A 19,591-nucleotide genomic window follows, 5' to 3' on the forward strand; every position below is an offset into this window, starting at 1 on the left:
TAAGATTAAAACTATATTGTCATGATATCCGAAACTCTTATAAGTTCCTTATCAATTTTTGTTTTCCCTTTGATGGCTTCTTCCACCGGGGTTAATGTTATTTGATTATCCATTATACCCGCCATAAGCGAACTTTTACCTTCTAATAAGGCCTCTACAGACTTCACACCCATTCTGCTCGCCAGAACTCTATCGAAACAGCTTGGTGCACCTCCTCGTTGCATATGTCCTAAAACGCATACCCTTACGTCATAAATTGGAAGGTTCTTTTCTACATATTCCTTAAGTTCGTATACGTTTTTTCCGGTTGTTTTGTCTCCTTCAGCAACTACTACAATACTCGAAGATTTACCTCTTGCTTTACTGCGTTTTAACGAGTCTAACAATCTCTCAAGACCCAAATCTTCTTCTGGTATTAGAATTTCTTCTGCTCCGGCGCCGACCCCTGAGTTCAGTGCAATATGGCCAACATCCCTTCCCATGACTTCTACAAAAAATAATCTATGGTGGGAACTGGCCGTATCCCGTATTTTATCAATGGCATCTACCACGGTGTTCAGTGCAGTATCGAAGCCAAGTGTATATCTCGTACCAAAAATGTCATTATCAATGGTTCCAGGAATACCAATAAAAGGAATTTTATGTTCTCTATAAAAGGCTAGAGCACCAGTAAAACTGCCATCCCCCCCTATTACAACAAAAGCATCTATATTATTAGCTACAAGTTGATCATAGGCTTTCTTCCTACCTTCCACCGTTCTAAAATCATCGCATCGCGCAGATTTTAAAATTGTTCCTCCCTTATTGATAATATTATTTACGCTTCTTGCATTCATAGGGATAAAGTCTCCTTCAATCATCCCTTCATACCCTCTATATATTCCTATACAATCTTTATTTAAATAAGCACAGGTACGCACTACTGATCGTATGGCGGCATTCATACCCGGAGAATCTCCTCCTGAAGTGAAAACCGCAATTTTTTTAATTTCTGAACTCATAGAAAAATTTAGAAATGCAAAAATACTAAACTTATCGGATAAAATGAATTGGATATCCCCTTATTTTAACAATTCTATTGACGATATCGTTGTAGCTGAAGCGGCCTGTATCAAGAGATTATCGCTGAACCGCCCTTCGCGGAACTGTATACTTATAAAACAAGAAAATCTGAAGAAGTAATTTGAATAAAATCAGGTTATACAAATAACAAAATTAACTTAGGATGTTAGTTAAAAAAAAGGAAATAGACTATTTCAATTTTGGCCTATTAGGTTTGGGGTAAAACCTCACTAAACTATCTTGTCCCATTACGGCCGACGGTTCCACCGCGGCCTGTTTAGGTACAGGCACTTCTTCTTGTTGTGGCTCTATCTCTTCTAATTCTTTGTTTCTAAATATCTTTTGCATCAATTCTTTAAATGTGTTAAAGTCTACTTCGTAAGCAATACCAATACCCTGGGTATACCCCTGTTGCTGTTGAAGAAATTGCTGAATTTCGTTTTCTCTATTAAACACCTTCGCCCTTAAAGTCCCTTCATCGTTCAGCAATACCTGTACCTCGACATCTCCAGCGACAACTGTTTCTGTTACCCCTCCAACCGGAACACCAAAACGCCCATTAAACAAAACCTTATCACTTATCTGGGTAGATACTGTTACTCCTATTCTATTTTCTGTTTGAATATCATTAGGATCCAGGAAACCTTGTTCATAGGAGACCCCAAAATCTATTTTGTCATCTTCATCACCCAAAACTTGATTTAAGAGCCCCGAGGCGGTTTGAATTAGATTCCCTGTTACCGCCTGCTGATTAATCCCCGAGGTTTCACTTACAAAAGTTCCTTGAGCTAAGAGAAAAATGGCATTTCTTTCTTCAATTGTAGGGTCTTGCAATCTGTATTCCAATTCCGATTTTACCGTGGAACTTGTTCCGGGAAATTCAATACTCAAATCGATATTTGGTCTATCCAACTGCTCCGTAAGCCTTATTGTTACATCTGTTGGTATTCGTCGGCTATATCCGGCGTTATCTAAAAGGGGGGCCGGATTAGCATTCAAAGAATAGACAGCTTCCATATTTAAAACCGCCTCCAAGGGCTCGCCATCCCAAACCAAACTACCTCCCGGTTTCACACTAAAGGTTCTGTCGATAATCCCACCGAATTTATAATTAAACGCACCAGTCACTACCACAAAATCACCAAACATATTAAACTTCCCATTCGTATTTATCTCCATAAATACCAGTCCGGCCCCAGTTCCCTTCAAAGAACTTCCTGTCTTTTGATCAATGACGATTTCTACCTCCGCATCTGGGGTGACATCCAAATCAAATCTCAACTCCAAGCCCTCATACTTTTTTAACTGCCTCTCCATTTCCAAAGACTGTAGCTCGTCTTTTTCGATAAAAGTTATAAAGGAATAGTCTCCTACCGAGGCTACGTCGCTTATTGGAATTTTTAAAGAAGTTCCCTCTGCGGTGGCTCCTTCAAAAGTAATATTCAATGCAGTGGTGGGGCCATATATTCTACCTTTCCCCTTAACAAATCCCGTTCCATAGTAAAGAATTTCTTCTTCAAAAGGGGTGTTTAATATCAGGAACCGATTGTTTCCTGTATCTATATCCAAATCCATATTCCAGGTTTTGAAAAAATTGTGTTTAATCGTCCCCTGCAGTACAGATTTAGTCTTCATAGCCACATCTGTGAGACCTATATTCTGAAAGTCGAAGGTTTGATCATAAAGCCTAATAGACGCATTCTGGGCAAAATCATAATCTACGTTTAAGTAAGGCACCCCCAGACCAGCGTTATTTAAGGTTAAGACTCCATCGATATCCGGATTTCTTATATCCCCTTTAATCTGTACATTGCCATTGAGGTTTCCACGGATATTGGAAATAACATCTTCTCCGAGAGGGCTAAAGGGTGACAGATTGAAATCACTAAAAGAAGCCACTAAATCCGCTTTGGGAATCTTATCATTAGTCGTAAACTTTCCAAAAACCCCAAATTTCTCAAGCCCATTTTCTTTTATCTGGGAATTAACCGAAAACTCAGACAAATCCTTATTCCCAACAATACCAATGGTTAAATTTCCCAGATCCACACCATTAATTCCAAATTGGGAAATGTCCAAATTACATACTGGCAGGTAAATATTATCCTTTTGCAACACGTTGAGGGTCCCATTTATTTCACCCTTAAGTTTTAAAGAATCTATACTAGGGGCTATTTTGTTAAGAGAGACAATTTTAAATTGTAGTTCTAAGTCTTTGTAAGTAGAATCTGCTAATTGCCCTCTGAGTCTAATTTGTTCTCTATTCTCGTTGTTCATAACAATCTCTTCGATTGTAATGCTATCCAGAGTCTGGTTAAGAATTACTTTGTTTTTACTATTGCTGTTTCTGTTTAAAACCCATGTGTTGCCTTTAAAACTAACGTCTGATTTTTTAAGCCCTATTACAGACTTATTATCTTCGTTAAAAGTATGGTAGAAGTTTAAGTTGTAGCTATCATCATAGGCACTTCCTCCCTGAAATTCTGTTCTAAAAAAAAGAGTATCATTTAAGGTGGTGTTAATTAAATTAAACTCCTTTACATCATAATATGGGGTCTGAACATTTTGTACAGCCAGATACGTATTAAACAGAGGGTTTTTGTTGTCTATTCTAAAATCCACACTATCCAATTCGTTTGCAAAGGCTTTGATATGGGGAGATTTAAAATCAAGTTTAAAGTCTCCCTTGTCTGCTATAATATTACCTCGGATAAAAGTATTGGGACCAAAGGCTACCTCTGGAAAAAACACTTCAACTATCTTGTTGTATATTTTAAAATTAAATGCCAAAGTCTGCCCATTGGATATCTCAAAAGGTTTATAATTTGTATAAATACTACCAATAGAATTTCTTACCAATTTACCTAGTTCTCTGACCTTAAATTTTCCCCGCATATAGCCTGTAATAATATCAGGAGAATTAATTTCAATATTTCGGGTAGAGTCTTTTGAGAAAGTGGAGACAATACTAAAATCGTCGAAATAATAGGTGTTGTTTATATTTTGATAACTAGTCTTAGAAAAACGGATGTCTCCTTCAATGTTCTGATAAGAACTTCCCGTTATATCCATACTGACGTCCCCTTTGAAAATAGATACACTATCCTTTATAAAGTTCAAAGTTTTAAAATCGGCATATTCTACAAAAGCATTAAAATTAAAACTACTTTCTTCATCGCTAAAATCAGCCAAACCATCAAAACTAAACTGTATGTTTTCATCATTACAAAGCAAGGAACCATCAAATAGTTGGTCTTTTAAGATCCCGGAAACTTTAAGATCATTGTATTCGTAATTATTAAACTCAATAGAATATATTTCCCCAAAAACCTCAGTATTAAGGTTTTTACTGACAAAACCTTTTCCCTCCACATTGACATCTACAGTGGTTTTCCCCAGTTTAGCGTTATCTATGAACCTTCCCAAGTCAAAATCAATGAGCGATACAAAACCTTTGTAGTCAGCATTGTCAATATCATTAACTTGGGTTAAATCCAAATCTAAATAACTCTTTCCTACGGCAGTATTCAGGTTGGCCCTGGTATTAATAGAAGTTTCTGTTATTATGGCATCACCTCTAATTGTAAACTGACCTAACTTTTTAAAGATTGAAGGTAAGGACTTGCCCAGAATGTTTGGCATCAATGAGCGCAATTCGTAATAGCTAGTAGTTATATTTTTAATGTCTGCGTTTAATTCAAATTCCCCTTCGTTGGAAAAGAGGTTAGTAAAATTAAAGTCTCCTCTTATGGCAGTATTATCCGATATTAAAAAAAGACGTTCTATGTTTAAATCATTTAGGACCCCACTGACACTGGCAGAAAAGTTCACCTCTTTACCTGAGCCAAACTGATCGTATAATCGGTTTACCTCGTCCAATACCACTTTTGAATCCTCAAATTGTGCACTAATCTGAACCTTATCTATAAAATTAACGAGGTCTTCTCTTTTGTAATCAAATTGAAGGTTTCCTTTAATCGCAGACATAGGTGTCTTGATGCTTAATGAGTCAAAGCGCATTTGTTCTTTAGAGTAAGCAAATGCCGTAGATAGATCCGTAACATCAATACCAATGTTGCTTTCCATGGCAAGGCTCTCTATATTGGTGGTTACATTTGGTCCGAGTATCTGAAATGTCCCCGCTCCGATATCGAGCTTTGTAAAGTTTAACACCTCTGGATTCTCTTTATTTAAATCACTTAGGCGAAAAGTACCCTGATTTATTTCAATATGTGTGGAGGAAAAAAAGAAAGGCGGACTATTTGGGTCTCGGGGCTTTCCGCTATCTAACTTATCAATAAAAACACCTAAATTGTTGTCTGTGGCATTTTCATAGGTCTTTAAATTAAACAGTAATCCGTCTAAGGTAATATCCCCAAATTCGAGTTTCCCCTTTATTACATTTCTGACATTTAGTAGAGAAGTAGACAGTTCTTCCACATAAATCAAAGTGTCCTTTTTATAATCTTCAATATAGATATCGCGTAAGGCGGTATCCCATGAAATTAGAGAAATCCTAAGTCTATCAATATTGATGTTGGTCCCAAACTCTTTGTTTATAGCATTGGTGGCATATTTCGCAAAATAAGTCTGAACAGGTGGTAAAGAAAGTATGATCGTCCCCAAAACAGAGAGGAGTAGCAAAGCAAGAAGTGTTCTTACTAGTATTTTTCTTAGTTTTCTGATAGGGCCAATATGTTTTACCTTTGTGCTTACAATTTTTGTTCCAAATGACGAATACTGATAAAAACATTTACATTTTAGCGATAGAGTCTTCGTGTGACGATACTTCCGCGGCTGTTTTACTCAACAAAAAAAAGTTGAGCAATGTAATTGCTACACAGAAGATTCACGAAGCTTTTGGAGGGGTTGTACCTGAATTAGCCTCCAGAGCGCATCAGCAAAATATTGTACCGGCTGTTCATCAAGCCTTAGCTAAAGCAAATATCGACAAAAAACTAGTATCCGCCATAGCTTTTACACGCGGACCTGGACTAATGGGTTCTTTACTCGTTGGAACTTCATTTGCCAAGTCCATGGCCTTAGGCCTGAATGTTCCTTTAATAGAAGTAAACCATATGCAAGCGCATATTTTGTCGCACTTTATTGAAGAAGAAGAGATGGAGGCTCCCAGTTTTCCATTTATTGCACTGACTATTAGTGGAGGACATACACAGATTGTTTTGGTTAAAGACTATTTTGACATGGAAGTACTAGGTGAAACACTAGACGATGCCGTAGGTGAAGCATACGATAAAAGTGCCAAAATATTAGGTTTACCATATCCCGGCGGGCCATTGGTGGATAAATATGCTCAATTAGGTAATCCTAAGGCTTTTCCGTTTCCTAAACCCAAGGTAGAAGGGTATAATTTTAGTTTTAGCGGCCTTAAAACGAGTATCCTTTACTTCATACAAAGAGAAACAAAGAAAAATCCTCATTTTATCGAAGAAAACTTAAATGACATTTGTGCTTCCATACAATATACCATTGTTGGAATTCTTATGCATAAGTTAGAAAAGGCGGTTCAACAATTGGGAATTAAGCAGGTAGCGATTGGCGGTGGGGTTTCTGCGAATTCAGCAATAAGAAAAGCCTTAAAAGAGAGAGAAAAGACACTAGGCTGGAAGACTTATATCCCTAAATTTGAATATTGTACAGATAATGCCGCTATGATTGGTATTGTGGGCTATTTAAAGTATCTTGATGGAGATTTCACCAACCAGGGCACTGTAGCAAAAGCACGGTACAAAATAACCGATTAAGTATATGGCATATTCCGAAGATTTGGCATTGAGAATACGCGGAATAATTAGCATGTTTCCGAAGACCATACGTTCTGAATTTAACGAGAAGAAAATGTTTGGAGGACTGGCTTTTCTCTTTAAAGGAAAGATGACCGTTGGTGTAATAAAATCGGATTTAATGGTTAGGGTGGTTGCAGAAAAAATGCCAGGCATACTCAAGGAAAATAGTGTACGACCTATGGACTTTACCAAAAGACCTATGAAAGAGTTTATATATGTAGATTCGTCTGGCTACGCCACTGAACAGCAATTACAAGGCTGGTTAGAATTAGGACTGGAACATGCCAAAACCAAACTAAAGTTGAACTGATTAATGAAAGATACAATAGATGCAATTATTTTATCAGCCGAACATAGACAATAGTGCTGTTCAATTTGCTTTTAATAAAGAGGAGAGCAGACATTTAATAAAGGTTTTGAGAAGAAAAGAAGGGGATACTGTCTTTATCACCAATGGCAAAGGAGATCTTTATACCGCGAAAATAATCGCTGCCGATGTTAAAATGTGTAAGGCCGAAATAATTGAAAGAAAGATAAAGCACAGAAAGATGCACTGGTTACACCTAGCGGTTGCTCCTACTAAAAGTAATGATCGTTTTGAGTGGTTTTTAGAAAAGGCGACGGAAATAGGAATCCAAGAAATTACGCCAATTTATTGTGAACACTCGGAGAGAACGGTACTAAAAATGGAGCGGCTCGAAAAAGTAATCCAGGCAGCCATGAAACAATCACTTAGAACCTATTTACCAAAGCTTAATGAGCCTATTAGCCTGCAAGCCTTTTTAGAGCAGGAGCACAAGGAATTAAAATTTATTGCACACTGTGAAGAGGAGGATAAACTCGACCTAAAAAGATGTATCGCAGCAGATAAAGATGTTACCATTTTAATAGGTCCAGAAGGTGATTTTTCATCCAAGGAAATAAAAATGGCCTCTAACAAAGGTTTTCTGCCCATCTCATTGGGAGAAGCAAGGTTGAGAACAGAAACAGCTGCCTTGGTAGCATGTACGGCCGTAGCAATAATTAATAGTGGATCTTAAACATACCCCGCAAACAAAAACAAATATGCCCTGTAAAAATTCCATCTTAAAAATACTTACAATCATTTGTCCTCTTTTTCTCTTTTCTCAAGAAATTGCGGTTTTAAAGTATAATGGAGGCGGTGACTGGTATTCGAACCCAACAGCTCTACCAAATTTAATTGAATTCTGCAATAAAGAAATTGGCACAAAACTCTCGGCAAAGCCAATAACTGTTGAAGTTGGAAGTTCTGCCCTTTTCCAATATCCATTTGTGCATATGACCGGGCATGGGAACGTTGTTTTCTCTCAAGAGGAAGCAGATAATTTAAGAACCTATTTGCTTTCCGGAGGCTTTCTGCATATTGATGACAATTACGGTATGGAGCCCTATCTTAAGAAAGAACTGGTAAAAGTATTTCCAGAAATACCTTTGGAGGAAGTTGGAACCACTCATCCTATATTTAACGAGACCTATTCCTTTCCAAATGGACTTCCCAAGATTCATGAGCACGACGGTAAAAGACCGCAAGCCTTGGGAATTTTCTATGAGAAAAGACTGGTCTTACTCTTCACTTACGAAGCGGATTTAGGTGACGGCTGGGAAGATCCTCAAGTACATAATGATCCGGCAGAGGTAAGAGAAAAAGCTCTAAGAATGGGAGCCAATATCCTACTATACGCCTTTAAAAGTTAAATCATGAATTCAAAAACAATCGCAGATGGCATTTTAAGGGCTGTTGGCATCTTGGCTGGGATTGCGCTTCTATTATTTTTTCTTTATCGCATTCAAACAGTGCTGATCTATATAGCCATTGCTGTAGTTATTTCTCTCCTAGGCAGGCCAATTGTTGTCTTTTTAAGAAGGAAACTCAAGCTTAACAATACCCTTGCGGTAATTATTACCATGGCGCTTTTCCTTGGCATAATCTTAGGCATTATTTCTATGTTTATTCCCTTAATTATTCAACAGGGTAAAAACCTGTCCCTATTAGACATAGATACTCTTCAAGAGAATTTTAATAATCTTTATCTTCAAATAGTGGATTATTTTGGTCTGCAAACCAATGTAATTGAAGAGCAGCTTACAGATTTTAATTTATTTTCAAATCTAGATTTAAGTTTTATTCCCGATTTCCTAAATTCTTTGGTTGGCATTTTGGGAAGTCTAAGTATAGGCTTGTTTTCAGTAGTATTTATTGCCTTTTTTTACCTTAAAGACAGTAAATTGTTTCAACAAAATTTAATGGTCCTTATACCTGACGATAAAGAGGCAAAACTCAACACTTCCATTGAAACAATTAAAGAATTATTATCGAGATATTTTTTAGGATTAGTACTTCAAATATTTATTCTTTTTATTATTTACACCACGGTATTATTAATTTTTGGAATCGAAAATGCCGTAGTTATTGCGTTCTTATGTGCACTCTTAAACCTTATCCCTTACATCGGACCCATCATTAGTGCAGCACTGATGATTTTGCTAACCATGTCTAGTAATCTTGGAGCCGATTTTAGCAGTGTAATTTTACCTAAAACTATCTTTGTTATGATTGGTTTTGGCATCGGACAATTGATAGATAATTTCTTTTCACAACCCTTTATCTTTTCCAATAGTGTTAAGTCACATCCCTTAGAAATTTTCTTGGTAATTATCATTGGAGGTCTATTACTCGGAGTTATCGGTATGATCATAGCAGTACCATTATATACCGTAATTAAGGTGATTCTAAAGGAATTTTACGCCCAAAATAAGATTGTGCGATCATTGACTAAAAATTTATAGTAATACTTTGAATAAATTATTATTAAATACTGGTGTACAGAATTTTATAAATAAAAATTTAAATACTGACATCGTGTCAGTTATACTAAAAAAACCACTTTTTAAGGAAGTTTCTAACAAAGAGATTGCCCAACAGCTCGAAAGCAAAAAAAAATGCTTTAAAAAACTTCCTACCTGGTATAATACTCCAAAAATTTATTATCCCAAAAAGATACATATTGAGCAAACATCTTCCGAATCTTCAGCATTGTACAAATCGCAATTAGTGCAAGGAAAAAGGCTTTTGGATATCACCACAGGTCTTGGGGTGGATGCCTATTTTTTTTCTAAAAAATTTGACGAACTCATCCTTTGCGAAAAAACAAAAGAGTTGGCAATTATTACGCAGTATAATCTTAAGGTTTTAGGAATTCTCAATACAACTGTCTTGCCTCAGGATGGCTTGGAGTATTTAAAAACTTCCCAGAATATTTTTGATTGGATTTATTCCGATCCCGGAAGAAGACATCAAACAAAAGGCAAAGTATTTCGACTTGCAGATTGTAGCCCTGATATACCTAGGCATCTTGACTTACTTTTTTCAAAAACCAGCCATATCCTTATTAAAACATCTCCCTTACTTGACTTAAGTTTGGGAATCAAAGAATTAAGAGGAGTAAAAGAAATACATATACTTTCAGTTGATAATGAAGTGAAAGAATTGCTTTGGGTTTTGGAGAAAGGTTTTAAACAAGCGATTAAACTTCATTGTTGCAATATTGAAAAAGGAAGTAAAGTAAACTTTAATTTTTCCTTTGAAGAAGAAAAAGCAACCGTTTCGGAATATTCACACCCACTGACATACTTGTATGAGCCCAACTTAAGCATATTAAAGGCGGGAGCCTTTAAATGCATTGGTCGAAGATATGGTCTAAAAAAACTCCATGAACATACACATTTGTTTACTTCAGATGAATTACTGGAATTTCCTGGCAGAGTATTTAAAATAAATAAGGTTTCTCCCTACCATAAGAACCTCGGCAAGTCCTTAAATCTTCGAAAAGCAAATATTAGCACAAGAAATTTCCCGGAATCTGTGGCCACAATTCGCAAAAAGACAAAAATAAAGGATGGAGGCAACCACTATGTTTTTTTTGTTAAGGATGTTTCAGGAGAGTTACGCGCCCTAGATTGTTATAAAATGTTCTAAAAAAATCGGTATATTTAAGAACAATAACGGCAAACCTATCCAAAAACCAATTTTTAAAACTATGGAAACTAAACTATTCAATATAAATCGCAGAAAATTTCTCAAAGGTGCAACTGCAGCAGCAGTTCTTTCCTCCTTTGGCAGCTATGGTTTTGAACTAATGCACAGAGAAAAACCATGGCGGGTAGGCTTAATTGGTGCCGGGTGGTACGGAAGTAGTGATCTTTTTAAATTGATCCAGGTTGCCAATGTTGAAGTAATAGCGATAAGCGAAGTGGACAAGAATTTTGCAGCAGATACTGCTATGCTCGTATCACAGAGGCAAAAATCCAAGAAAACGCCCAAAACATACAACGATTATCGCGAGATGTTAAAAAATGAAGGTTTAGAAATAGTTTTAATTGGTTCCCCAGACCATTGGCATGCCCTTCAGTGTATAGATGCCTTAAAAGCAGGGGCACATGTTTATGTACAAAAGCCTATTAGCGTAGATGTACTAGAAGGAGAAGCTATGGTTGCCGCAGCAAGACACTACAACAAGGTGGTACAGGTGGGAACACAAAGAAAAAGCACACCTCATCTAATTCATGCCAAAGAAAATATTGTAGATAAAGGACTTTTAGGCAAGATTTCACATGTAGAAATGTGTTGCTATTTTCATATGAGAGCGAATGGCAATCCGCCCTTGGAAGCGGTGCCTGATTTTCTAGACTATGAGATGTGGACAGGACCAGCACCACTAAGACCATATGATGGTTTACCACATAAAAGATGGTGGAGAACATTTATGGAGTATGGCAATGGCATTATGGGTGATATGTGTGTACACATGTTAGATACCGTGCGATGGATGCTTCAATTAGACTGGCCAAATAAAATTAGTTCTACTGGCGGTATTTATGTGCAAAAAGAGGGGAAGTCAAATATTGCCGATACACAATCTGCTATTTTTGAATACGAAGATCTTAACTGTATCTGGCAACATAGGAGTTGGGGTACACCGGATGATCCCGAATATCCTTGGTCATTTAAACTTTTTGGAGAAAAAGGTACACTTTCTGGTAGTACCATGCAGTACGATTTTGTGCCGTACGACAAGGATGTTAAACCTATTCATATGGATGTGGTTTATGAAAAAGAAAAGTATCCTGAAGATTTAACTGAAAAAGGCATTGAGCTCAATGCGGCACCGGCTACACGCCTGCACATGTTAGATTTTTTAAAGGCAATTGATCAAAAATCTCTTCCAATAGCTGACATTCGGGAAGGGCATATATCAACAGCAAGTTGTATCCTAGCCAATATGTCTATGGAATTACAGCGTCCATTGGTTTATGATTCCAAAAATCTGGTTGTGGTAAATGACGAGGAAGCCACTGCCTTATTAAAAAGACCATATAGAAGTCCTTGGGAACACCCCCACCCCAACCAGTTTAAATAAGACGCTCCTATAAATTCTGAATCCATTGGGCTAAGATTTCGGTCCACCTATGGAGATAAGGCCGGTCAATAGCCAAAGCGAAGCCATGTCCTCCCTCAGGAAAAATATGTAATTCCGCCGAAACATTATTCTCCACCAAGGAGGTATAAAACAACAGACTGTTTGCTGGGGGTACACCCTTATCATCCGTAGCATGGAATAGAATTGTAGGTGGCGTATCCTGGTTTACCTGAAGTTCATTAGAAAAATACCTAATTTCATTTAGAGAAGGATTCTCTCCTAAAAGTGCCTTCAACGAACCAGAGTGTTTTGAGGAAGAAGTAAATGAAATTACAGGATACACCAAAGCCATGAAATCAGGCCTAGCAGAAACCGCATCAACCACATCTAATGCTTCATAAGCTTCCTCATTATAATGTGTGCCCAAGGTAGAAGCTAAATGTCCTCCAGCCGAAAACCCCATGACCCCAACAAGGTTTTCGTCTATATTCCAATTTAAGGCGTTATGTCTTACAAGTCGTATTGCCCTTTGAGCGTCTTGCAAAGGAACCATTTTAGGGTTTTCTAAAGATTTTGAAACAGGCAGCCTATATTTCACTACAATAGCTACTATACCTTTTGAATTCAGAAATTTAGCGATATCCGTTCCCTCCCAATCATAAGCCAAAACATGATATCCACCTCCGGGAAAAACAAGTACGGCCTTACCATTGTTGCTTCTTTCCGAAGGAAAATAGACCTCAATTTCTGGATATTGTACCTGGCTCACCAAAAGAATATCGTCTTTTTTATGCATCTCTTTTTCATCACTGGGAATGCGATTTGGAACATTGTTGCGGGGCCATAAGGGGACTATGGTGTCCTGAGCTTGCAATGCTAAATTTCCGGCTAAAACTAAGGTAAGAAAGAGAAAAAAGGGCTTCATGATAATTCTTTAAGGTTGCACTATAGTTAAATCTTCCTCACAGGGCCACAGAAAATTTGCAATAGGATCTTTAGAACTGCCTTGCAGGTTATAGTGCCACCACTCCGTTCTAATAGACCAGAAGCCATATTTTTCCATAATTTCTTTGAGCAATTTTCTGTTTTCTAGGATAGCCTCCGGTAGATTGGTATTGTCGTGGTAAGCTCGTTTTCCAAAATAATCAAAATCTGTTCCCATATCTACAAACTCGCCTTTCAATCCAACTAAACTAATGTCTACAGCACCACCTTTATTGTGAATTGAGCCTTTCACAGGATTCGCTACATATTGAGGATTTGGAACCAATTCCCACATTTTATACTGCACCGCGTTTGGTCTGTAACAATCAAAAAATTTTATCCTGAAGCCATGTTCAATAAATTCCTTATTTGCAGATATCAATGCTTTTGCTGTCTTTACACGTGTATAACATTCCCCACAAGGGTAAACCTTTGCCTTTAGAAAGTTATTAGTCGTGGCATACCGAAGATCATAGCTAAAATCATCACTAAAATCAGCCAATCTAATAAAGGTAGTATCCGTATAGCTATCTAACAGATAAGTCTTATCTACCTTAGGTGTTGCCTCTATAATTTCTTCTTTTTTAAGTATTATCTCCTTTTCTGCTTGCCTTATCTTCCTTTTATCGGACTCCTTGCATCCCGGGAATGCAAATAGAAAAAGTAGAATCCATACTCCCTTCAAAAATGGTAATTTGTACATCTGACTTTTTATAAACATAAAAGCATTGTAATGTTTTATTGCAATTGCAAATTAGCTAACTCATTCGAACAATAAATACTTCTTGCTAACATTTTCCCAAAAGAGTAGTACCAAGAACTTTAAAATACCTGAGATCCCATTTCTGTATGCCCTAGGGTCTTTTGCGGGGAGAATTACCCTTTGATTACCTCCAAATACCCTATCTAATTTTCCCTTCCATTGAAGGCTTCAAAAGGGAAAACCGCAGATAGCTTTTTTAGGAACATTGAAATCATAGTTAGACCCTGCCTCTATGAGAATTATTCGATATTGGCTAAATTAACCAATATTAAATTACAAAGCATTGGCGAAGTGAAGCTACTAAAAGTAATATTACATATCTTGTAAAAGACTGTCCTGTAATTCTTATCTTTCTAATCCAAATTACATGTAATTAGGACTCTTTATTCGGAAAGGAGTCACAATCTAACTATTAATGAAAAAGACTTATTTACTTCTTTTCCTCTTTGTACTGAGTGCCTGTGTTAAAACCAATAAAGAACAAAACCAAAGCTCCGACATCCCAAATATTATCTTAATTATGGCTGATGATCAGGGTTGGGGAGATCTAGAAAGCAGTGGAAATAAAAATATTAAGACGCCTAACATAGACCTACTTTCTAGTGAGGGAGTTTCTTTTGTAAATTTTTATGTACAACCTGTATGCTCGCCTACACGCGCAGAATTATTAACGGGAATTCAATATCCAAAACTAGGTGTTTACGATACCTCAGCAGGTGGTGAAAGAATGAATCTTGGCACGCCTACTCTGGCGGAAGCACTTATAGAGGAGGGATATGTTACCGCTGCTTACGGGAAGTGGCATAATGGAATGCAGCCGCCTTACCATCCAAATTCAAGAGGGTTTACTGATTTTTATGGTTTTACATCCGGACATTGGGGGAATTATTTTAGTCCTATGCTAGAACATAATGGTGAATTAGTAGAAGGTAAGGGGTTTTTGGTAGACGATCTTACCCAAAGAGGAATAGACTTCATAGAACAAAACAAAAATCGGCCCTTCTTCTTGTATTTACCGTATAACACACCGCACAGTCCAATGCAGGTCCCCGATAAGTATTGGGATGCCTTTAAGGAGAAAGACTTGACTTCAAAATACCAGGACCAAGAAAAAGAAGATGTAGAATTCACTAAGGCGGCTCTGGCAATGGTTACCAACATTGATGACAATGTAGGCCGAGTATTGAGAAAGGTTGCGTCTCTGGGCTTGTCTGAAAACACCATTATTATCTACCTAACGGACAATGGCCCCAATAGCTATAGATATAATGGAGGAATGCGAGGAAGAAAAGGCTCTGTGGATGAAGGTGGGGTACGGTCTCCTTTTTTTATTCGCTGGGAATCTAAACTCCAAAAAGGAAAAATAATAGAGCCAATAGCATCTGTTTTAGATATTATGCCTACCCTTTTAAGCATTGTTCGGAAGGAAAGCATAACCCCTTCATCCTTTGATGGCATTGATTTATCGCCACTTTTGTTTAAAGAAAATCCCACTTGGAAAGATAGATTGTTATTCCATCATTGGAACGGAAAAACCAGTGTTCGCACAGAAAATTACAGACTGGATAACGAAAATAGACTTTATCACATAAAAGAGGACAGAGGTCAAAGAACAGATCGGTCTTCGGAGTTTCCAGAAATTACCGAAAGTCTTATAGCGCAAAAAAAGTCATGGCTGCGAGAAACAGAACCTTCTATGGCAGATGACAGGCCTTTTACACTTGGTTACCCTGAGGCAATCTACACCCAAATACCTGCTCGGGATGGAATCGCGAGTGGTAGCATAAAGCGAAGTAATAGGTGGCCAAACGATTCCTTCTTTACGAATTGGAAAAATGTAAAGGATTCCATTAGTTGGGATGTAGAAGTTTTGTCGGCAGGAACCTATGAGGTGGAAGTGTATTATACTTGCCCTAAATCAGCAATAGGTAGCAACTTAAGTTTAACGCATGGCAAAAATGAACTTTCCACCCCTATATCGGCAAGTCATAATCCTCCTTTAAAAGGGATGGAAAATGATAGAGTGCCTAGGATGGAGTCTTATGTTAAAGATTTTGTTTCGCTAAAAATGGGCCGCATACAATTGCAAAAGGGCAGACATCCTCTCTCCTTAAAGCTTGCTTCCTTAAATGGATCTGCAGGGCCTGATATTCGTCTCCTACTATTCAAAAAACTCTAGTAATATTCCTCTGTTACAGGGGTTCATACAGCAAAATATCACTATCTAAAAATCCGATTCTTTCCGCCTTAGCCTGAAAAATTTGATCTCTTGGAATAGGGTTCTTATATACCTTCCAGACAGAATCCTTGGGTGACTTCCAGACTATGGTTGCATCATTCTGCTTAGAAACTAATTCTATTTCTTCTTTCACCTCCAACAATTCTAATGATGGAAGTTGGGGTTGCTCCCCTTCTATTAACCATTTAGAAATTAGTTCTTTCTCAGGATATTGTCCTAAATCACGGGTTTCCTTGATCCAAGACTTCAGCAGGCTACGAAAGCGCTCTAAAGACTCTGCATATTCCGGATTATTAGCTAGATTTACTAACTCGTAGGGATCTTTCTCTAAATTGTACAATTCTTCTTCTGGCTTATTAGGGTGCAACCATTGGGCCTGTTCCGGAGTTAATTCATTTTTCTCATATAAGAACCTCAGATTCTGCATCATAGGCATTTGCTCTCTATACGAAACTCTCATAGCATGGCTGATGGTAGTATCGTAACTATAAATATATTTTAAATTTTTAGATCTTATTGCCCTTAAACGATCGTACTTTTCATCAAATCGATCTGAAGTAAAGTACAGTTCTTCGGGTTTTTTTTCTATTTCAAAATCCCCAAATTGTGCAACACCTTGCATTACTTCAGGAGGCTTAATACCAGCCAACGATAATACAGACGGAGCTAAGTCAATAAAACTCATAAATCTATCATCTCTGGTACCTGCACCTTCTTGCGCTGGAAATTTGATAACCATCGGGACTTTTGTCCCCGTTTCATACAAAGCTCTTTTATGTCTTGGAAAAGGTCCTCCATGGTCGCCATAGAAAAAGATATAACTACTCTCATAAAGACCATCTTCTTTTAACTGCGCAATGACCTCCCCAATCTGATTGTCGAGTCTTTTTAAATTGCTATAATTTACAGCTATATCGTGTCTTATTATTTCATTATCAGGTAAATAGGGTGGCACATTAACCTCTTCAGGAGAAACAAAAAGGCTGTCTTTTCCTCTTTTCCATATTTGAGATTCATGGCATACTGAAAAATTAAAGACTGCAAAAAATGCTTGGTCTCCCTCTCTATTTCTCCAATGTCTTTTAGGGCTACTCTCGTCCCAGGCGCCATCCGTTTTCTCAAAATTATAATCCTCTTTTGGTCCATTTACGCAATAATAACCATCTTCCCGAAGGTATTCCGTAAACATTCTAACTCCCTGGGGAACAATAGGAGAATAACCTGGTATTCCAATAGTTGGTTGATTCTCTTTACCTCTCCATGAGGCAAAGGTTCGCATATTGTGTGTGCCCAGTGTTGTCGGGTACATCCCGGTGATTATAGCACTTCTGGCTGGGGCACAAACAGGAACAGGTGAATAGGCATTGTCAAAAATTACGGCATCTTTAGAAAGGGATTGTAAATGCGGCAATGATATAGTACTATCTCCATACATCGGAAACCATTCAGGAGATTGGTCCTCCGCCACAAGCCAAATTATATTAGGCTGATTTGGTTTTTCCTTTATAGTCTTCCCTTCCTTACAGGAAATAAAACTACTAATCAAAACCAATAAGAAGAGAATCTTGCTGAGTCTATTCATGCAACTTTTACAGCTTTTCTAAAAACCTAAGACTCTGAGGAACCTGTTCTACAACTCTAGAACACTCATCTTCGATAAACATATACTTCACAACGCCCAGTTCTTTTGCTCGTTTGACAACTCCTGCAATATCAACCTGCCCGGTTCCCAAAACTACATTAGTCTCTACATCTTCATGACCGGTATTATTCCCTTTAACACCTTTCTCCATATCCTTTAAATGCAGTAATACTATTTTATCGGGATAGCGGTTTAAAACAGCAAGTGGATCTGCACCACCGTGATGTACCCAATACACATCCATTTCAAAAGCAAAGTCTTTCGCGTTTTGTGCCATATAGTCAAATAAAGTTCCCTCCTTATAAGGTCTAAATTCATATCCATGTGCGTGGTATGCTAGAGTAATTCCTTCCTTTTTTAATGCCTTCCCTGCCTTATTGAAAACTTCTGTGGCCTCTTTGGTTTTGGCAATATCAAATACATTATCCTCGTGTGGAATCCAAGCACACATAACATATTTGGCTCCAAATGTTTTTGCGTTGGCAATCACTTTATCTACATTATTTTGCAGGTCTTCGTAACTACTACCTACACTAACCATATCCAGCTTATTTTTCTTTAGCAAAGCCTTATATTCATCTATGGGTAGTCCGTAACTACCACCACCTTCAATTTTAGTTATTCCCCATTGGTTTACAAGTTGTAAGGTTCCTGGAACGTCTGTTTTAAACTGATTCCGCAGGCTGTACAACTGCAAGCCCACTTCCTGTGCTCCTAAAGAAGCAATGAAAAAAATTAAAAATAGACCGGTGACTAGGTTTTTCATTTGTTTTGTTTTATTTGTTAATTAAGAATCTTCTATGCATAAGTAAAACACCCCATAAAGAGAAGAGACTATAGTTCCTTCAGATATGCTAAGCTAAGTGGGATTTGCTCAAGAGATTTAGAAGATTCGTCTTCGATAAACAAATATTCTAATCCCATCTTTTTTGCCTCTTTGACCACAGCAGCAATATCTATCTGTCCGGTTCCAAGCACTACGTTTGTTTCTACATCTGAAGTGCCATTAAGATTTCCCTCAACTCCTTTTTTGCAATCTTTAAGGTGCATAAGTTTAAACTTATTTGGATATTTTCGCAGCCATTCTACCGGGTCTTCTCCGGGATGTGCAAACCAATAAACATCCATCTCAAAAGCAAAGTTATCCGCATTCTGGATCATATAATCTAACAAGAATTCTCCATTGTATGGTCTAAACTCATAACCGTGTGGGTGGTACACAAGAGTAACACCGTTGGTCTTCAATAACTTACCAGCCGAATTAAAAACATTCAATGCCTTATTTGTGTCGGCTATTGTAAAACTATTTCCGTCATGAGGTATCCAAAAACAAACAACATATTTAGCCCCATATGCCTCTGCTCTATCCAAAACGCTTTCTGGTGAATTTTTCAATTCATCAAATGGTGCACTAATACTTACCATTTCTAAATTATTCTTTTCTAAAAGCGCTTTATAAGCCTTAAAACTATAGTTATAGGTGCCGTCGTTACCATCTTCAATCTTGGTAATTCCCCATTCGTTTATTTTAGCAAGCATTCCTTCTACATCATCTATCATCTGATTTCTTAGACTATAGAGCTGTATACCAATTTCCTGCGCAACCATGGAACTCATACCTAAGAGAAATAAACCGCATAAGGTAATTTTTTTCAT

At 37.5% G+C, this 19,591-nt stretch carries 15 protein-coding genes; 8 read left to right on the top strand and 7 right to left on the bottom strand.

Annotation, left to right across the window (positions count from 1 at the left end):
- Positions 1-11: 11 nt before the first annotated feature.
- A complete protein-coding gene (gene pfkA / locus PXG98_RS10365; RefSeq protein WP_276390888.1) occupies positions 12-1,001 on the bottom strand; it encodes a 6-phosphofructokinase in 990 nt (329 codons plus the stop codon).
- A 250-nt stretch (positions 1,002-1,251) separates the two neighbouring features.
- Positions 1,252-5,748, bottom strand: a complete 4,497-nt coding sequence (locus tag PXG98_RS10370) for a translocation/assembly module TamB domain-containing protein (protein WP_478284423.1) — start codon at positions 5,746-5,748, stop codon at positions 1,252-1,254.
- Positions 5,749-5,792: 44 nt separating this feature from the next.
- Here PXG98_RS10370 and tsaD point away from each other — a divergent pair, with 44 nt between their 5' ends.
- The 7 genes from tsaD (at position 5,793) to PXG98_RS10405 (ending at position 12,307) form a co-directional block, all read left to right on the top strand.
- The gene (tsaD, locus tag PXG98_RS10375; RefSeq protein ID WP_276390890.1) at positions 5,793-6,827 is read left to right on the top strand and encodes a tRNA (adenosine(37)-N6)-threonylcarbamoyltransferase complex transferase subunit TsaD; all 1,035 of its coding nucleotides are present in this window, start codon (positions 5,793-5,795) and stop codon (positions 6,825-6,827) included.
- A gap of 4 nt (positions 6,828-6,831) precedes the next feature.
- A complete protein-coding gene (locus PXG98_RS10380) occupies positions 6,832-7,179 on the top strand; it encodes a TfoX/Sxy family protein (RefSeq protein ID WP_276390891.1) in 348 nt (115 codons plus the stop codon).
- A 19-nt stretch (positions 7,180-7,198) separates the two neighbouring features.
- Positions 7,199-7,909: a 16S rRNA (uracil(1498)-N(3))-methyltransferase gene (locus PXG98_RS10385; RefSeq protein WP_276390892.1), complete on the top strand. Its 711-nt coding sequence runs from the start codon at positions 7,199-7,201 to the stop codon at positions 7,907-7,909.
- Between the two features lie 25 nt (positions 7,910-7,934).
- On the top strand, positions 7,935-8,585 hold the full coding sequence (locus PXG98_RS10390; protein WP_276390893.1) for a DUF4159 domain-containing protein: 651 nt from the start codon (positions 7,935-7,937) through the stop codon (positions 8,583-8,585).
- Positions 8,586-8,588: 3 nt separating this feature from the next.
- Positions 8,589-9,677, top strand: coding sequence for an AI-2E family transporter (locus PXG98_RS10395; protein WP_276390894.1), 1,089 nt, complete (start codon positions 8,589-8,591; stop codon positions 9,675-9,677).
- A 73-nt stretch (positions 9,678-9,750) separates the two neighbouring features.
- A complete protein-coding gene (locus tag PXG98_RS10400; RefSeq protein WP_338150238.1) occupies positions 9,751-10,866 on the top strand; it encodes a THUMP-like domain-containing protein in 1,116 nt (371 codons plus the stop codon).
- Positions 10,867-10,927: 61 nt separating this feature from the next.
- A complete protein-coding gene (locus PXG98_RS10405) occupies positions 10,928-12,307 on the top strand; it encodes a Gfo/Idh/MocA family protein (RefSeq protein ID WP_276390896.1) in 1,380 nt (459 codons plus the stop codon).
- Positions 12,308-12,314: 7 nt separating this feature from the next.
- Here PXG98_RS10405 and PXG98_RS10410 read toward each other — a convergent pair whose 3' ends face one another.
- Together PXG98_RS10410 and PXG98_RS10415 are read right to left on the bottom strand one after the other, a co-directional pair.
- Positions 12,315-13,232 carry an alpha/beta hydrolase gene (locus tag PXG98_RS10410; RefSeq protein ID WP_276390899.1) on the bottom strand — a complete coding sequence of 306 codons (918 nt, stop codon included), beginning with the start codon at positions 13,230-13,232 and terminating at the stop codon, positions 12,315-12,317.
- A gap of 9 nt (positions 13,233-13,241) precedes the next feature.
- On the bottom strand, positions 13,242-14,012 hold the full coding sequence (locus PXG98_RS10415) for a M15 family metallopeptidase (protein WP_276390901.1): 771 nt from the start codon (positions 14,010-14,012) through the stop codon (positions 13,242-13,244).
- Between the two features lie 457 nt (positions 14,013-14,469).
- Here PXG98_RS10415 and PXG98_RS10420 point away from each other — a divergent pair, with 457 nt between their 5' ends.
- Positions 14,470-16,233, top strand: coding sequence for an arylsulfatase (locus PXG98_RS10420; protein ID WP_276390902.1), 1,764 nt, complete (start codon positions 14,470-14,472; stop codon positions 16,231-16,233).
- Between the two features lie 13 nt (positions 16,234-16,246).
- Here PXG98_RS10420 and PXG98_RS10425 read toward each other — a convergent pair whose 3' ends face one another.
- From PXG98_RS10425 to PXG98_RS10435, 3 genes are all read right to left on the bottom strand, one after another.
- Positions 16,247-17,875: a sulfatase family protein gene (locus PXG98_RS10425; RefSeq protein ID WP_276390903.1), complete on the bottom strand. Its 1,629-nt coding sequence runs from the start codon at positions 17,873-17,875 to the stop codon at positions 16,247-16,249.
- A gap of 7 nt (positions 17,876-17,882) precedes the next feature.
- Positions 17,883-18,701 carry a sugar phosphate isomerase/epimerase family protein gene (locus tag PXG98_RS10430; protein WP_276390904.1) on the bottom strand — a complete coding sequence of 273 codons (819 nt, stop codon included), beginning with the start codon at positions 18,699-18,701 and terminating at the stop codon, positions 17,883-17,885.
- A gap of 68 nt (positions 18,702-18,769) precedes the next feature.
- Positions 18,770-19,591 carry a sugar phosphate isomerase/epimerase family protein gene (locus PXG98_RS10435; RefSeq protein ID WP_276390905.1) on the bottom strand — a complete coding sequence of 274 codons (822 nt, stop codon included), beginning with the start codon at positions 19,589-19,591 and terminating at the stop codon, positions 18,770-18,772.

It is taken from the genome of Eudoraea chungangensis, from assembly GCF_029360665.1.
GTDB lineage: Bacteria > Bacteroidota > Bacteroidia > Flavobacteriales > Flavobacteriaceae > Eudoraea > Eudoraea chungangensis.

Coding starts and splice junctions, on each gene's coding strand:
- PXG98_RS10435 (WP_276390905.1), bottom strand. CDS start 19,591: ATGAAAAAAATTACCTTATGCGGTTTATTTCTCTTAGGTATGAGTTCC.
- PXG98_RS10390 (WP_276390893.1), top strand. CDS start 7,935: ATGCCCTGTAAAAATTCCATCTTAAAAATACTTACAATCATTTGTCCT.
- pfkA (WP_276390888.1), bottom strand. CDS start 1,001: ATGAGTTCAGAAATTAAAAAAATTGCGGTTTTCACTTCAGGAGGAGAT.
- PXG98_RS10385 (WP_276390892.1), top strand. CDS start 7,199: ATGCAATTATTTTATCAGCCGAACATAGACAATAGTGCTGTTCAATTT.
- PXG98_RS10410 (WP_276390899.1), bottom strand. CDS start 13,232: ATGAAGCCCTTTTTTCTCTTTCTTACCTTAGTTTTAGCCGGAAATTTA.
- PXG98_RS10395 (WP_276390894.1), top strand. CDS start 8,589: ATGAATTCAAAAACAATCGCAGATGGCATTTTAAGGGCTGTTGGCATC.
- PXG98_RS10430 (WP_276390904.1), bottom strand. CDS start 18,701: ATGAAAAACCTAGTCACCGGTCTATTTTTAATTTTTTTCATTGCTTCT.
- PXG98_RS10425 (WP_276390903.1), bottom strand. CDS start 17,875: ATGAATAGACTCAGCAAGATTCTCTTCTTATTGGTTTTGATTAGTAGT.
- PXG98_RS10420 (WP_276390902.1), top strand. CDS start 14,470: ATGAAAAAGACTTATTTACTTCTTTTCCTCTTTGTACTGAGTGCCTGT.
- tsaD (WP_276390890.1), top strand. CDS start 5,793: ATGACGAATACTGATAAAAACATTTACATTTTAGCGATAGAGTCTTCG.
- PXG98_RS10405 (WP_276390896.1), top strand. CDS start 10,928: ATGGAAACTAAACTATTCAATATAAATCGCAGAAAATTTCTCAAAGGT.
- PXG98_RS10415 (WP_276390901.1), bottom strand. CDS start 14,012: ATGTTTATAAAAAGTCAGATGTACAAATTACCATTTTTGAAGGGAGTA.
- PXG98_RS10380 (WP_276390891.1), top strand. CDS start 6,832: ATGGCATATTCCGAAGATTTGGCATTGAGAATACGCGGAATAATTAGC.